General features: G+C 73.2%; 12 protein-coding genes. 4 read left to right on the top strand and 8 right to left on the bottom strand.

Annotated elements, in window-relative coordinates; all coding sequences use genetic code 11:
- Nucleotide 1: 1 nt before the first annotated feature.
- The 3 genes from AC3RJ8_RS07430 to AC3RJ8_RS07420 all read right to left on the bottom strand — a co-directional run bounded on the left by AC3RJ8_RS07430 (nt 2) and on the right by AC3RJ8_RS07420 (nt 3,237).
- Nucleotides 2-613, bottom strand: a complete 612-nt coding sequence (locus AC3RJ8_RS07430; RefSeq protein WP_489715262.1) for a DUF6580 family putative transport protein — start codon at nt 611-613, stop codon at nt 2-4.
- The gene (locus AC3RJ8_RS07425; protein WP_489715261.1) at nt 610-1,035 is read right to left on the bottom strand and encodes a DUF4430 domain-containing protein; all 426 of its coding nucleotides are present in this window, start codon (nt 1,033-1,035) and stop codon (nt 610-612) included. Before AC3RJ8_RS07425 ends, AC3RJ8_RS07430 begins: the two co-directional genes overlap by 4 nt.
- 75 nt (nt 1,036-1,110) lie before the next feature.
- Nucleotides 1,111-3,237, bottom strand: a complete 2,127-nt coding sequence (locus tag AC3RJ8_RS07420) for a DNA gyrase/topoisomerase IV subunit B (protein WP_489715260.1) — start codon at nt 3,235-3,237, stop codon at nt 1,111-1,113.
- Between the two features lie 144 nt (nt 3,238-3,381).
- On the opposite strand from AC3RJ8_RS07420, the gene AC3RJ8_RS07415 reads away from it, so the two are divergent.
- Nucleotides 3,382-3,597, top strand: coding sequence for a DUF7455 domain-containing protein (locus AC3RJ8_RS07415; RefSeq protein ID WP_489715259.1), 216 nt, complete (start codon nt 3,382-3,384; stop codon nt 3,595-3,597).
- A 199-nt stretch (nt 3,598-3,796) separates the two neighbouring features.
- Here the strand turns inward: AC3RJ8_RS07415 and AC3RJ8_RS07410 are convergent, their stop codons facing one another.
- The 3 genes from AC3RJ8_RS07410 to AC3RJ8_RS07400 form a co-directional block, all read right to left on the bottom strand.
- Nucleotides 3,797-5,380, bottom strand: a complete 1,584-nt coding sequence (locus AC3RJ8_RS07410) for an RNA polymerase sigma factor (protein ID WP_489715258.1) — start codon at nt 5,378-5,380, stop codon at nt 3,797-3,799.
- Nucleotides 5,381-5,627: 247 nt separating this feature from the next.
- Nucleotides 5,628-5,987 carry a universal stress protein gene (locus AC3RJ8_RS07405; protein ID WP_489715257.1) on the bottom strand — a complete coding sequence of 120 codons (360 nt, stop codon included), beginning with the start codon at nt 5,985-5,987 and terminating at the stop codon, nt 5,628-5,630.
- A gap of 58 nt (nt 5,988-6,045) precedes the next feature.
- On the bottom strand, nt 6,046-7,194 hold the full coding sequence (locus AC3RJ8_RS07400) for a DUF4192 domain-containing protein (protein ID WP_489715256.1): 1,149 nt from the start codon (nt 7,192-7,194) through the stop codon (nt 6,046-6,048).
- Between the two features lie 98 nt (nt 7,195-7,292).
- On the opposite strand from AC3RJ8_RS07400, the gene AC3RJ8_RS07395 reads away from it, so the two are divergent.
- Both AC3RJ8_RS07395 and AC3RJ8_RS07390 read left to right on the top strand, forming a co-directional pair.
- Nucleotides 7,293-7,826, top strand: a complete 534-nt coding sequence (locus AC3RJ8_RS07395) for a hypothetical protein (RefSeq protein WP_489715255.1) — start codon at nt 7,293-7,295, stop codon at nt 7,824-7,826.
- 63 nt (nt 7,827-7,889) lie between these two features.
- On the top strand, nt 7,890-8,996 hold the full coding sequence (locus AC3RJ8_RS07390) for a polyprenyl synthetase family protein (RefSeq protein ID WP_489715254.1): 1,107 nt from the start codon (nt 7,890-7,892) through the stop codon (nt 8,994-8,996).
- Nucleotides 8,997-9,026: 30 nt separating this feature from the next.
- Here the strand turns inward: AC3RJ8_RS07390 and AC3RJ8_RS07385 are convergent, their stop codons facing one another.
- Nucleotides 9,027-9,410, bottom strand: coding sequence for an Rv2175c family DNA-binding protein (locus tag AC3RJ8_RS07385; protein WP_489715253.1), 384 nt, complete (start codon nt 9,408-9,410; stop codon nt 9,027-9,029).
- Between the two features lie 69 nt (nt 9,411-9,479).
- On the opposite strand from AC3RJ8_RS07385, the gene pknB reads away from it, so the two are divergent.
- Complete coding sequence (gene pknB, locus AC3RJ8_RS07380; protein WP_489715598.1) at nt 9,480-11,468, top strand: Stk1 family PASTA domain-containing Ser/Thr kinase; 1,989 nt, start codon at nt 9,480-9,482, stop codon at nt 11,466-11,468.
- Here pknB and AC3RJ8_RS07375 read toward each other — a convergent pair.
- Nucleotides 11,455-12,819 carry a class II 3-deoxy-7-phosphoheptulonate synthase gene (locus AC3RJ8_RS07375; RefSeq protein ID WP_489715252.1) on the bottom strand — a complete coding sequence of 455 codons (1,365 nt, stop codon included), beginning with the start codon at nt 12,817-12,819 and terminating at the stop codon, nt 11,455-11,457. The genes pknB and AC3RJ8_RS07375 overlap by 14 nt on opposite strands.
- Between the last annotated feature and the right edge of the window lie 9 nt (nt 12,820-12,828).

Here is a 12,828-nt window from a genome sequence, read left to right as displayed (position 1 = left end):
GTCAGGCGCGCCCGGTCGCGGTCCCGAGGACGTGCACGCGCTCGAGGCGCTCGACCAGCGCGACGACGGCGGCCGCGACCGGCAGCAGCACCAGGTTGCCCAGCAGCATGGGGCGCAGGAACGGCAGGCCCGCCACGTAGCTGGCCAGCAGCCCGTCGAGACCCGCCGGGTAGAACGTGCCGCGGCCCTGCAGCCAGACACCGAAGTTGGTCCACAGGTAGAAGCCGATCGAGCTGCCCGCGCCGAACGCCACCGCGGCGAGGAACCGGCGTCCGCCCGTCGCCCGACGGGTCCACCAGGCGGCGACACCGATGGCCGCCCACGCCGACCAGGTGAAGACGAGGATCGCCGAGTTGCTGAGGAAGACGTCGCTGACGGCCACGACGACGAGCGGCGCCAGCATCGCGAGGCGGTGGCGCAGCAGCCCGGCGGCGGCGAACGCCGCGAACGTCGACAGCTCGAGGTTGGGCGGGGCTCCGAGGTCGTCCTTGACGAGCCGCCACACGATCGCCGCCACGACGAGGAGCACGGCGACGGCCGGACGCCACCAACGCTCGGCGAGGTCGCCCAGGCCGAGGTCCGGCGTCGGCTCGTCGGTCGCGGCGGACCTCACTCGATCTCCTCGAGCTTCCACTGGATCTGCTGGCCGTCCTCGGTCTCGAGCGAGCCGGCGCCGACCTCCGCCATCTCACCGTCGACGGACAGCGCCCAGAACTCCTCGCCGTCCTCGGCAGCGTGCCCCTGGATCGCGGTGACGAAGGCCATCTCGCCCTCGCCGCTCACCACGGCGTCCGGGTCGTGCACGAGGAGCAGGTCGAGCGCCGTCTGGCCGTCCTCGCCCGCGTACGAGAACTCGGTGACCTCTCCCGCCGCGGTCTCCTCGCCACCGGCGTCCGCCTCCGCCGAGGCGGGTGCGCTCGCCTCCGGGGTCGCCTCGTCGTCTCCCGCGCAGCCGGTCACCAGGCCGACGCAGAGCAAGCCCGCCGTGGTCGCGGCGAGCAGGCGGGACGAGGTCTTGTGCATCAGGGTCTTCACATCCCAGAGCCTATCCGGCGGTGCCACCAAGGCACGCACCGTGCCGGGATCCGGACAGCGATGGCGTCCGGCGTCTCAGGCGTCGATCTGCGAACGGTCCAGCGCGTGCGCCCCGGCCACGATGAACTCCTTGCGGGGGGCGACATCCGAGCCCATCAGGAGCTCGAAGACGCGCTCGGCCGCCTCGGCATGCTCGACGGTCACCCGGCGCAGCGTGCGGTGGCGGGGGTCCATGGTCGTCTCGGCGAGCTGGTCGGCGTCCATCTCCCCCAGCCCCTTGTACCGCTGGATGTCGTCCTTGTAGCGGCGCCCCGCCTTGTCCAGCTTGCGCAGGGTGGCGTTGAGCTCCGCCTCGGAGTAGGTGTACAGGTACTCGCCCTTGCGCCGCCCGGCGCCGAGCACCTCGATCCGGTGCAGCGGCGGGACGGCGGCGAACACGCGGCCGTCGGCCAGCAGCGGACGCATGTAGCGGTAGAACAGCGTCAGCAGCAGCGTGCGGATGTGCGCGCCGTCGACGTCGGCATCCGTCATCAGCACGATCTTGCCGTAGCGCGCCGCGTCCAGGTCGAAGGACCGCCCCGAGCCCGCCCCGATCACCTGGATGATCGCCGCGCACTCGACGTTGCGCAGCATGTCGCTGATCGAGGCCTTCTGGACGTTGAGGATCTTGCCGCGGATCGGCAGCAGCGCCTGGAAGTCGCTCGAGCGGGCCAGCTTGGCGGTCCCGAGCGCGCTGTCACCCTCGACGATGAACAGCTCGGAGCGTCCGACGTCGTCGCTGCGGCAGTCGGCCAGCTTGGCCGGCAGCGAGGAGGACTCCAGGGCATTCTTGCGCCGGGAGATCTCCTTCTGCTTGCGCGCGGTGATGCGAGCGCGCATCTCGGCGACGACCTTCTCCATGAGCAGCGACGACTGCGCCTTCTCGTCGCGCTTGGTGGAGGTCATCAGCGCCTTGAGCTCGTTCTCCACCACCCGGGAGACGATCTGACGCACCGGCGCGGTGCCCAGGACCTCCTTGGTCTGGCCCTCGAACTGCGGCTCGGCGAGGCGCACGGTCACCACGGCCGTCAGGCCGGCGAGCACGTCGTCCTTCTCGATCCGCTCCGAGCTGTCCCGTGTCGAGACCTTCAGCCGGCGCGCGTTGGCCTCGACCTGCTTGCGCACGGTCTTGAGCAGCCCCTGCTCGAACCCGGTGCGGTGCGAGCCACCCTTCGGGGTGGCGATGATGTTGACGAAGGTGCGCAGCTCGGTCTCGTACCCGGACCCCCATCGCAGGGCGATGTCGACCTCGCAGTCGCGCTTCACCTCCTGCGGCGACATGTGCCCCTTCGCGTCGAGCACGGGCACCGTCTCGGTGAACGACCCCGATCCCTTCAGCTGCCACGTCGAGGTGACCGGGGTGTCCGGGGCCAGGAACTCGACGAAGTCCACGGCACCGCCGGAGTGCTGGAAGACCTCCTCGTGCGGACCGTTCTCCCCGGGCGTGCCGGGCAGCCCGCGCTCGTCGCGGACGAGGATCTCCAGGCCGGGCACGAGGAACGTCGTCTGGCGGGCGCGCGTGACCAGCTCGTCGTAGGCGAACACGGCCGACTTGGGGAAGATCTGCCGGTCGGCCCAGTAGCGCACCCGGGTGCCGGTGGCCTTGCGCGGCGCCTTGCCCACCACCGGCAGCTCGCTGTGGTCGACGAACGGCTCGAAGGGAGCGTCCGGCGTCGGACCCGTCGCCGGGTCGTCGAACAGTCCAGGCTCGCCGCGGTGGAACGTCATCCGGTACGTCTTGCCGGACCGGTCCACCTCGACGTCGAGCCGCGCGGAGAGCGCGTTGACGACCGACGCGCCGACGCCGTGCAGACCGCCGGACGCCGTGTACGAGCCGCCACCGAACTTGCCGCCCGCGTGCAGCTTGGTGAACACGACCTCCACACCCGACAGCCCCGTCTTGCTCTCGCGGTCCACCGGGATGCCGCGACCGTCGTCCTCGACCGTCACCGAGGTGTCGGCGTGCAGCACGATGCGGATCTTCGTGGCGTGGCCGCCGAGCGCCTCGTCCACGGAGTTGTCGATGATCTCCCACAGGCAGTGCATCAGGCCGCGGGAGTCGGTGGACCCGATGTACATGCCGGGTCGCTTGCGGACCGCCTCGAGGCCCTCGAGGACGGAGAGGTGTCGTGCGGTGTACCCGGACTCGGAGGTGGCTGTCACGCGCACGAGGGTAGTCCAGGATGCCGACACGCCCGCGCAGGCGCTCCGCCGTCGGGCCCCGGTGTGACCCACGCCGTGATCGCCGGGAGCGAACCGAGGCCCCCGCACGGGAACAACCCGCGCCCAAGATGGTTTGATGGAGTCGTGAGCACAACGACCGAACCGACGACCCAGCCGCTGACCGCTGCCGACCGCTGCGACCGCTGCGGGGCCCAGGCCTACGTGCGAGTCGTGCTGCCCGTCGGAGAGCTCCTCTTCTGCGGACACCACGCCCGTGCACACGCCGACGCCTACCAGTCCGTCGCCGAGCACGTCCAGGACGAGACCGACCGCCTGCACGCCGAGCACGGCGCAGGCTGACCTACCGCGTTCCCGCGCCGACCGGCGTCGGGCGCCCCGAGAACAGCGCGAAGGCTCCGCACCGGATCGGTGCGGAGCCTTCGTCGTCCCCGACCGCACGCCCGCGCCGCGTCATGCCGCGCCTCGTTGTGGGTATGAAGAATGCAGGTCTTCCGTCGGGAAGCCTGCATTCTTCATACCCACAACCGGGGGGTGGGGGTCAGTCGAGGTAGTCGCGCAGGACCTGCGAGCGCGACGGGTGCCGCAGCTTCGACATCGTCTTGGACTCGATCTGACGGATGCGCTCGCGCGTCACGCCGTAGACCTTGCCGATCTCGTCGAGCGTCTTGGGCTGACCGTCCTGCAGGCCGAAGCGCATCGAGACCACGCCGGCCTCCCGCTCGGACAGGGTGTCCAGCACCTGGTGCAGCTGCTCCTGGAGCAGCGTGAACGACACCGCGTCGGACGGCACCACGGCCTCGGAGTCCTCGATGAGGTCACCGAACTCGCTGTCGCCGTCCTCGCCGAGCGGGGTGTGCAGCGAGATGGGCTCGCGGCCGTACTTCTGCACCTCGACGACCTTCTCGGGGGTCATGTCGAGCTCCTTGGCCAGCTCCTCCGGGAGGGGCTCACGGCCCAGGTCCTGGAGCATCTGGCGCTGCACACGGGCGAGCTTGTTGATGACCTCGACCATGTGCACCGGGATACGGATGGTGCGGGCCTGGTCGGCCATCGCGCGGGTGATCGCCTGGCGGATCCACCACGTGGCGTACGTCGAGAACTTGTAGCCCTTGGTGTAGTCGAACTTCTCGACCGCGCGGATCAGACCGAGGTTGCCCTCCTGGATGAGGTCCAGGAACAGCATGCCGCGGCCCGTGTAGCGCTTGGCGAGGGAGACGACGAGGCGCAGGTTGGCCTCGAGCAGGTGGTTCTTGGCACGGCGGCCGTCGTGCGCGATCCACTTGAGGTCGCGCCACATGCGCCGCTCGTCGGCGCTGGCCTTCGACCGGTCGAAGTCGGCGTAGTCGTTGCTCAGGCGCTCCTCGGCGAACAGGCCGGCCTCGATCCGCTTGGCGAGATCGACCTCCTGCTCGGCGTTGAGGAGCGCGACCTTGCCGATCTGCTTGAGGTAGTCCTTGACCGGGTCCGCCGTGGCGCCCGCGGTGACGACCTGCTGGGCCGGCTGGTCGTCGTCGTCGGTGTCCGAGACGACGAAGCCGCCGCGCTCGTCCTCCTTCTTGCGGCCGTTGCGCGGCAGGGCGGTGATCCGCTCCGGCACCTGCTCCGGCTCGTCGTCGTCCTCGACGGGCACGCCGTCGGGCTCGGGCGCCGGCTTGTGCGCCTTCGCCGCGGCCTTGCGCGTCGTCTTCGCCGCCGGGGCCTTCTTGGCGGCGGTCTTCGCGGGCGCCTTCTTGGCAGCGGTCTTCGCCGTGGCGGACTCCTCCGGCGCCTCGTCCGCGGACGCCTCCGACGCCGACCGCGTGGTCGTCGTCGGCTTGCTCGCCGCCGAAGCCTTCTTCGCGGCCGGTGCCTTGGCGCGGGCCTCGGTCTTGGTCGCGCCGCTGCTGGTCGACGCCGCGGCCACCTTGGTGGCGACGGGCACACCGATCTCCACGCCTGCCGTGGCGAACGCGCGCAGCACGGCCTTCAGGCGCTTGGGGTCACCCACCGCGGCGGTCTCGCACGCGGTGCGGAAGCTCTCCGCATCGACGCGACCGTTCGCGGTCCCGTGAGCGAGCAGCTCGGAGAGGGCAGAGTTGTCGAACTCTCGGGGCAGCGGGGGGTTCTGCGCAGTGGACGCCACAAACCGACCTTTCGGCATTCGAGGGGGCGGTGAACCGCCCGTGTCAGCCGGGGACGATGGCCTCTCGGCTCGAGCGGATACCTATATTGTACCGGCGCGAACTGGGAGCCGGTGGAGAACACGACTTCGGTAGCGTGTCCTGAGCCACGATCCCGGGGCAGGGACGGGGTGATGTCAGGGTGAACGCCAGGTTGCCAGGCGCCTATTCCCGGGCACGACGGCGCCACGCGGCCGCCGTCGGAACGTCTCAGGGCTTGACCGCCAGCACCGGGCAGGGCGACTCGAGCAGGATGCGCTGAGCGCCGGACCCGAGGATGAGCTTGCCGACCGGGCTGCGCCGTCGCAGGCCGATCACGATGAGCTCGCCGTCCTGCTCGGCGGCGGTGCGGACCAGGTCCTCGGCGAGGTCGCCCGTGCCCGGCACGACCCGGTGCTCCACCCCGGCGTCGTCCAACCGGGCGACGAGGGCGTCCAGCTCCTCGGAGGCCGGCGCCGAGCCGGCGCTCACGACGAGGAGAGGCTTCTCACGTTGCCGCGCCTCCGAGACCGCGGCGACGAGCGCTTCCCTGCCCTCGGGAGTTCCCAGGTGTCCCACGACGATCGCCATGGTGGCACGCTACCGGACGGCGCCCACCGCCCGTGCGGTCTGCGGTCGGTCGCGGTGCTCAGTGCGCGCGTCCGGCGCCCGACCGGATCCATCCGGGCGGCAGCGCCGAGGACACCACGCAGTGGACGAGCCGGGCGAGGCGGTAGCTCTCGTCGACCTCCAGCGCCTCGGTGACGCGGTAGGAGGCCCGTGGTCCGTCGCCGGCCCACCAGGCGAGGAAGGCCAGCAGCGTCAGGCCCGGCGCCCGCAGCCGCTGCGGGACGTGGGCGTCGACCTGCTCGAGGACGGCGCGGGCCCGGGCCAGCGCCTCCGGGTCGGGCGCGACGGCCACCGCTGGGTCGATCACCCGGCCCATCGCCCGGGCGGTCGCGTCCTCGGCCTGGTCGTGGCCGTCGGCCCAGGTGGTGGCACGGGCGGCCTCCTCGCCGCCGGGGAGCAGCGTGAGCAGGGCGACGTCCCGGACGGCCCGGTCCGCGAGCGCCGCACCGACCTTGCCGAGCAGGGCGGGACCCAGCGCCGCGGCGCCGGTGTCCGGACCACCGTCGAGGTCCACGCAGCGTAGCGCGCGACGCCAGGTCGCCACCGCGTCGTCGCGCCACCGCCCCCGGTCGGTGTCGTCCGCGGCGCGTGCGTAGGCGGCCTCGCTGCGTCGCGCGGCGCGTCCTGCGAGGTTGCGGGGCTCGTCGGCCGCACGCGGCGTCCCGTAGGCCTCGCGGGCCGAGGACGCGACCACGTGGCCGGCCAGGACGTGAGCCGTGCCCACCTCGCTGCTGTCGAGCGCTGTGAGCGGGTGGCCGGGGTCGGGGCAGCAGGTGGGGTCCTCGCAGCCGAGCCCGCGGTAGCCCTGCGGCGTCACGAGCCAGGCGTCGACGTCGACGAGCGGCTCGACGGCGCCGAGCACGACGTCGAGCACGTCGGCGGCGGCACCGACGTCGTCGGCCGTGTAGAGCGCGAGCACGCAGCGCGCGGGGCGGGACTGGGCGACGGCGCGCGCCAGCGTCCGCGCCCCCGTGGCCGCGCCGGGTCCGCGCAGGTCGTCGAGCCCGGTGCGGGCGACGAGCCCCAGGAGGCCGTGCGCGGTGGTGCAGGCGAGCACGACGCTCTCGGTCGGCCGGAAGCCGAGCCGGTACGGGACGGCTGCGAGCACGTCGTGCGGTGACCGCAGCGGGATGGTCGAGGGGTCGGGCAGCTCCAGGCTCGTCGTCATGCCTTCGAGGAGAGCGCAGGACGCTCGCGCACCGCCGTCGGGCCGGGCCGTGTTGGGGACCGTGCGGACTGGGGGTGGGCACCCACTACCGTGAAGCCGTGCTCACGACCCGTCAGCGACGCGCCCACCGGGCTGCGCTGTTCCTCGCGCTCGGTGCGGTGGCGGTGAGCGGCTGCGCCCCGGACCCCGCCGACGACCCGTCCCCCGGAGCGGCCGTCGAGCAGGAGGGACCGTCGCCCACCGCGATGCCGTCGTACGACCCGGCGACGGCGGTCGGCGGCTACGCCCCCGGCTTCCCGACCGACCTGCTCGGCGCGCCGGAGGGCGCCGACCTGCTCGCCAGCTCCGCCGTCGCGGTCGACGACGGTCTGCTGGACGTCTCCGTGAACCTGTCGACCCAGCTGAGCACGCAGGAGGTCGTCGACCGGTACGCCGAACGGCTGGACGAGGCGGGGTTCGACGAGTCCGAGACGGTCGACGTCTCCGCGCTCACCGTCCAGACGGCCTACACGCGCACCAAGGGCAAGAAGAAGCCCCGCGTGGAGACGGTCCTGCTCGGCGTGCTCGACGACGGCGAGCGCCGTCTCGTCTCCCTGTCCGGCACCGTCGTCGACGACCGCGACGAGGGGTAGCCCCCGCCAGGAGCGGGCCCATCAGGAGCGGGCCGGGTCCGTCTCGACACTAGGCTGTGGACCATGTCTGCCGCCTCCGACCTGGTCGAGATCGAGAACCTGCGCCGTGACGTCGACGTCGCGCTGGAGCGCCACCTGACCCGGCTCGTCGCCGAGGTCTCCGCCGTCGGACCCGGCACGACCGCACTGACGGACCAGGTCTCGACCCTCCTGGAGGGTGGGAAGCGGCTGCGTGCCGCGTTCTGCTACTGGTCGTTCCGCGCGCACGGCGGGGCGTCCGACGGCCCGGCCCGCGACGCCGTCGTGCGCGTGGGTGCCGCTCTCGAGCTGTTCCAGGCCGCCGCCCTGCTGCACGACGACGTCATGGACGCCTCGGACACCCGCCGCGGGCGTCCGACGGCGCACCGCGTCTTCGAGGCGCGGCACATCGAGCAGCGCTGGACGGGAGACGCCGGACGGTTCGGCACGGCCGCCGCGATCCTGCTGGGCGACCTGTGCCTGGTCGCCTGCCACCGCGAGGCGGGCTCCGCCTTCGACGTGCTTCCCCCCGCCGTGGCGACGGCGGCCCGGGACCTGTTCGACGCGATGACGAGCGAGGTCGTCGTCGGCCAGTACCTCGACGTGCTGGTGCAGGCCGAGACGTGGGGCGACGACCCAGCGGCCGACGAGGAGCGGGCTCGGCTCGTGCTGCGCGCCAAGTCCGCCCGCTACTCCGTCGAGCGGCCGCTCGCGCTGGGTGCGGTGCTGGCCGGCGCGTCGTCGGACCGCGTGGAGGCCATCAGCGCGGCGGGCCTGCCCCTCGGGGAGGCCTTCCAGCTCCGCGACGACCTCCTCGGCGTCTTCGGCGACCCCGCAGTGACGGGCAAGCCCGCGGGCGACGACCTCCGCGAGGGCAAGCGCACCGTGCTGGTCGCCCGCACGCTCGCCCACGGCGACGACGAGGCGCGGCGCCTGGTGACGAAGCACCTCGGCGACCCGCGGCTGACCGACGAGGACGTCGCCGCGCTGCGGGCGGCCATCACCACCTCGGGTGCGGTCCAGGGGGTGGAGGGGCTCATCGACGAGCTGGCCGCGGCGGGGCTCGCGGCGCTGGCCGCCGCCGACCTCGACCCGCAGGGCCGCGAGGTGCTCACCGGTCTCGCGCGGGCCGCCGTCGACCGGGCTGCGTGACGGACCGGTCCGGCGCGCGGAACCGTCGGGTCAGGCCAGGGCCTGGGCGACCCGGCGGACCTGAGCACGCCGGCCCGAGCGCAGCGCCTCGATCGGCGAGGTCCCGAGCGACTCCTCCGGGGTGAACAGCCAGCGCAGCGCCTCGGCGTCCGAGAAGCCGACGTCCGACAGCAGGATCACCGTGCCACGGAGCGTCTCGAGGATCTGCGGCTCGCCGTGCTCTCCGGTCACCACGAACGCCGCGGGGACCTGGAATGTCTTGCGCTGACCACGCTTGACACCGATCACGTGCCGGGAGGCGACGAGGCCGCGGGCCCGGCTCGGCTCCACACCGATCGCGTCGGCGAGGTCGGGAAGCGTCAGCCAGTCGCCGACGAGGTCGTCCAGGGGCAGGTCCTGCGGTGCGTCACTCACGGCGTCAGCCTAGCCCGCCGCGCCTCCGGGCCGAGCGCGGCCGCCCCTCCTAGAATCGCTGCCGTGGCCATGGTGACGTCCGATCCCCTCGTCGGCCGCCTGGTCGACGGGCGGTACGAGATCGTCGCGCGCGTGGCCCGCGGCGGGATGGCGACCGTCTACCGCGCCCAGGACCGCCGGCTGGGGCGCGAGGTGGCGGTCAAGGTCATGCACGCCCACCTCGCCGAGGGCGTCGAGGGTGCGAGCTTCGTCTCGCGGTTCCGCCGCGAGGCCCGCGCCTCGGCCCGCCTGTCCCACCCGGGGGTCGTCGCCGTGTACGACCAGGGCGTCGACGGCCAGACGAGCTACCTGACGATGGAGTACGTCGCGGGGACCAACCTGCGCGGCGATCTCCAGGAGGGCCCGCTGACCGTCGGCCGGGCGCTGGACGTCGCCGAGCAGGTCCTCGCCGCGCTCTCGGCCGCCCATCGCGTCGGGCTCGTCCACCGCGACGTCAAGCCCGAGAACGTCCTCGTCGACGACGAGGGCAGGGTGAAGGTCGCCGACTTCGGCCTGGCCCGCGCCGTCACCGAGGTCACCTCGACGGCCACCGGGACGATCCTCGGCACGGTCGCCTACCTGGCGCCGGAGGTCATCACCTCCGGCGGGTGCAGTCCCGCCACCGACGTCTACGCCGTCGGCGTGCTGCTGCACGAGATGCTCACGGGCACGCTGCCCTACCCCGGCGAACCACCGATCCAGGTGGCGTTCCACCACGTCCACGAGGACTTCCCGGCGCCGTCGCAGCGGGTGGAGTGGCTCGCCCCGGAGATCGACGAGCTCGTCGCCGCGTTCACCGCACGCGACGCCGACCGCCGTCCGGCGCACGCCGGTGCGGCGCTGGCCGCCGTCGTCGGGCTGCGCGCCGTGCTCGACCCGGCCGTCCTCGAGCGTGCCGCCGACCCGCCCGAGCGTCCGGACGCGGACCCGGCGGGCTCCGAGCCCGGCGGGAGCGGCCCCACGGGCCTCGACGACCTGGCGGCCGACGACGCCGTCGACGAGATCCCCACGGGGTTCTTCGCCGACGTCTCGGTGCACGACCACCCCACCGAGCACCTGGTCGACTCCCCCACCAGCACCCTGGAGCGCCACGACGCCGACGGCGGTCGGACCGCCCGACCGCGACGCCGTCGGGCCGTGCTCACCTGGCTCGTCGTGCTCGTGCTCGTGCTCGGCGGCGGGGCGTCCGGCACGTGGTGGTGGCTCACCGACGGCCCGGGAGCCTGGACCAGCGTGCCCGCCGAGCTGGTCGGCTCCGCCGAGGAGGACGCCGTCGCGACGCTGACCGCGCAGGGCCTCGAGGCGTCCACGACCGAGGCGCACGACGACGAGGTCCCGGCCGGCGACGTCGTGGCCACCGACCCCGCCCCCGGCGACCGCGTGCGCAAGGACGGCAGCGTCACGCTGACCGTCTCGCGGGGCGTGCTGATGCTGCCGGTACCCGACGGCCTGGTCGGGGCGACCCAGGAGGAGGCCGCCGCGGCGCTGCAAGCCGCCGGGTTCGACGTCGGCGACGCCCGGACGGCCCACGACGACGACGTCCCCGAGGACGAGGTCCTCGACGTGTCGGTCCCCGAGGGTTCCCAGCAGCCGCACGACACCGTGGTCCGCCTGACCGTCTCGGACGGCCCGGCGCCGGTCCGTGTCCCCCAGGTGGTGGGCCGCAGCCAGGACGGGGCCGAGTCCGACCTCGCCGACGCCGGGCTCGAGGTGGCGTACGGCGACCCCGAGCCCTCCACGGACGTCGAGGAGGGGCGCGTGCTGAGCCAGGACCCCGAGCAGGGCACGACGGCGCGGCGTACCGACACCGTGACGCTCACCGTCTCCGCCGGCCCGCCGGACGCCGAGGTGCCCGACGTCGTCGGCCTGTCGAGCGAGGAGGCGACCACCGCGCTGGAGGACGCCGGGTTCGAGGTCGACGTGAACCGCTACCTCGGCGGTCTGCTCGACACCGTCCGGTTCCAGGACCTCGACGGCGAGGCGCCGGTCGGGTCGACCGTCACGCTCACCGTCTGGTGAGCATCTCCGCGACCTGGAAGGCCGTCTCCAGCGACTGCTGGTGGTTGAGCCGCGGGTCCACGAGGGTCTCGTAGCGCTCGGCCAGACCGGCGTCGGAGATCTCCTCGCTGCCGCCCAGCACCTCCGTGACGTCGTCGCCGGTGAGCTCCATGTGCAGCCCGCCCGGCACCGTCCCCAGCGCACGGTGCACCTCGAAGAACCCGGTGACCTCGTCCAGCACGTCGGTGAACCGCCGCGTCTTGTAGCCCGACTCCGAGGTGATGGTGTTGCCGTGCATCGGGTCGGTGACCCACGTGACCGCCACCCCCGCGGCCGTGACCTTCTCCACGACGTCGGGCAGCACCTCACGCACCCGGCCCGCCCCCATGCGGGCGACGAACGTCAGGCGCCCCTCGCGGTTCTCGGGGTTGAGCCGGCGCGCCAGCGCGATCGCGTCGTGCGGGCTCGTCGTCGGGCCGAGCTTGACGCCGATCGGGTTGGCCACGTGCGACAGGAACTCGACGTGCGCGCCGTCGAGCTGACGGGTGCGCTCGCCGATCCACAGGAAGTGCGCGCTCGAGGCGTACGGCCGTCCCGTCCGGGCGTCGACCCGGGTCAGCGCCCGCTCGTAGTCCAGGATCAGCGCCTCGTGGCTGAGGAAGAACTCGACCGTGCGCAGCGCGTCGAAGTCGGCACCGCAGGCGTCCATGAAGCGGATCGCGCGGTCGATCTCCGTCGCCGTGCGCTCGTAGCGGGCGTAGGCGGGGTTCTGCATGAACCCGCGGTTCCACTCGTGCACGCGGCGCAGGTCCGCGTAGCCGCCCTGGGTGAAGGCGCGCACGACATTCGCCGTCGCCGACGAGATCCGGTACGCCTGCTCGAGGCGCGCGGGGTCCGGGATCCGCGACTCCGGCGTGAAGGCGTGGCCGTTGACCATGTCGCCCCGGTAGCACGGCAGGGTCACGCCGTCGCGCGTCTCCTCGTCCGACGAGCGGGGCTTGGCGTACTGACCGGCGAGCCGGCCCATCTTGACCACAGGCGTGCTCGCCCCGTGCGTCAGGACGACGGCCATCTGCAGGATCGTGCGGACCTTGTTGCGGATGCGCGTGGCGTTCGCGTCGGCGAAGGTCTCCGCGCAGTCACCGCCCTGCAGGAGGAACGCCTCGCCGCGGCCCGCCGCCGCGAGCCGTTCGGTGAGGGTGTCCGCCTCGGCGGGCACCACGAGCGGCGCCGCGACCGACAGCCGGTCCGCGACGGCGGCCAGCCGGGCGGTGTCGGGCCAGACCGGCTGCTGCCGCGCCTCGAGGCCGCGGAACCGGTCCAGGCCGTCCGGGTCGGTCCCCGGCGCGACGGAGTCGACGGCGCTGCTCATGGTGCCCGA

It is taken from the genome of Isoptericola sp. MSGPD8_1_ISO-PGPR-S23-394 (assembly GCF_058072785.1).
This window is presented reverse-complemented; position numbering and strand designations above follow the sequence as displayed.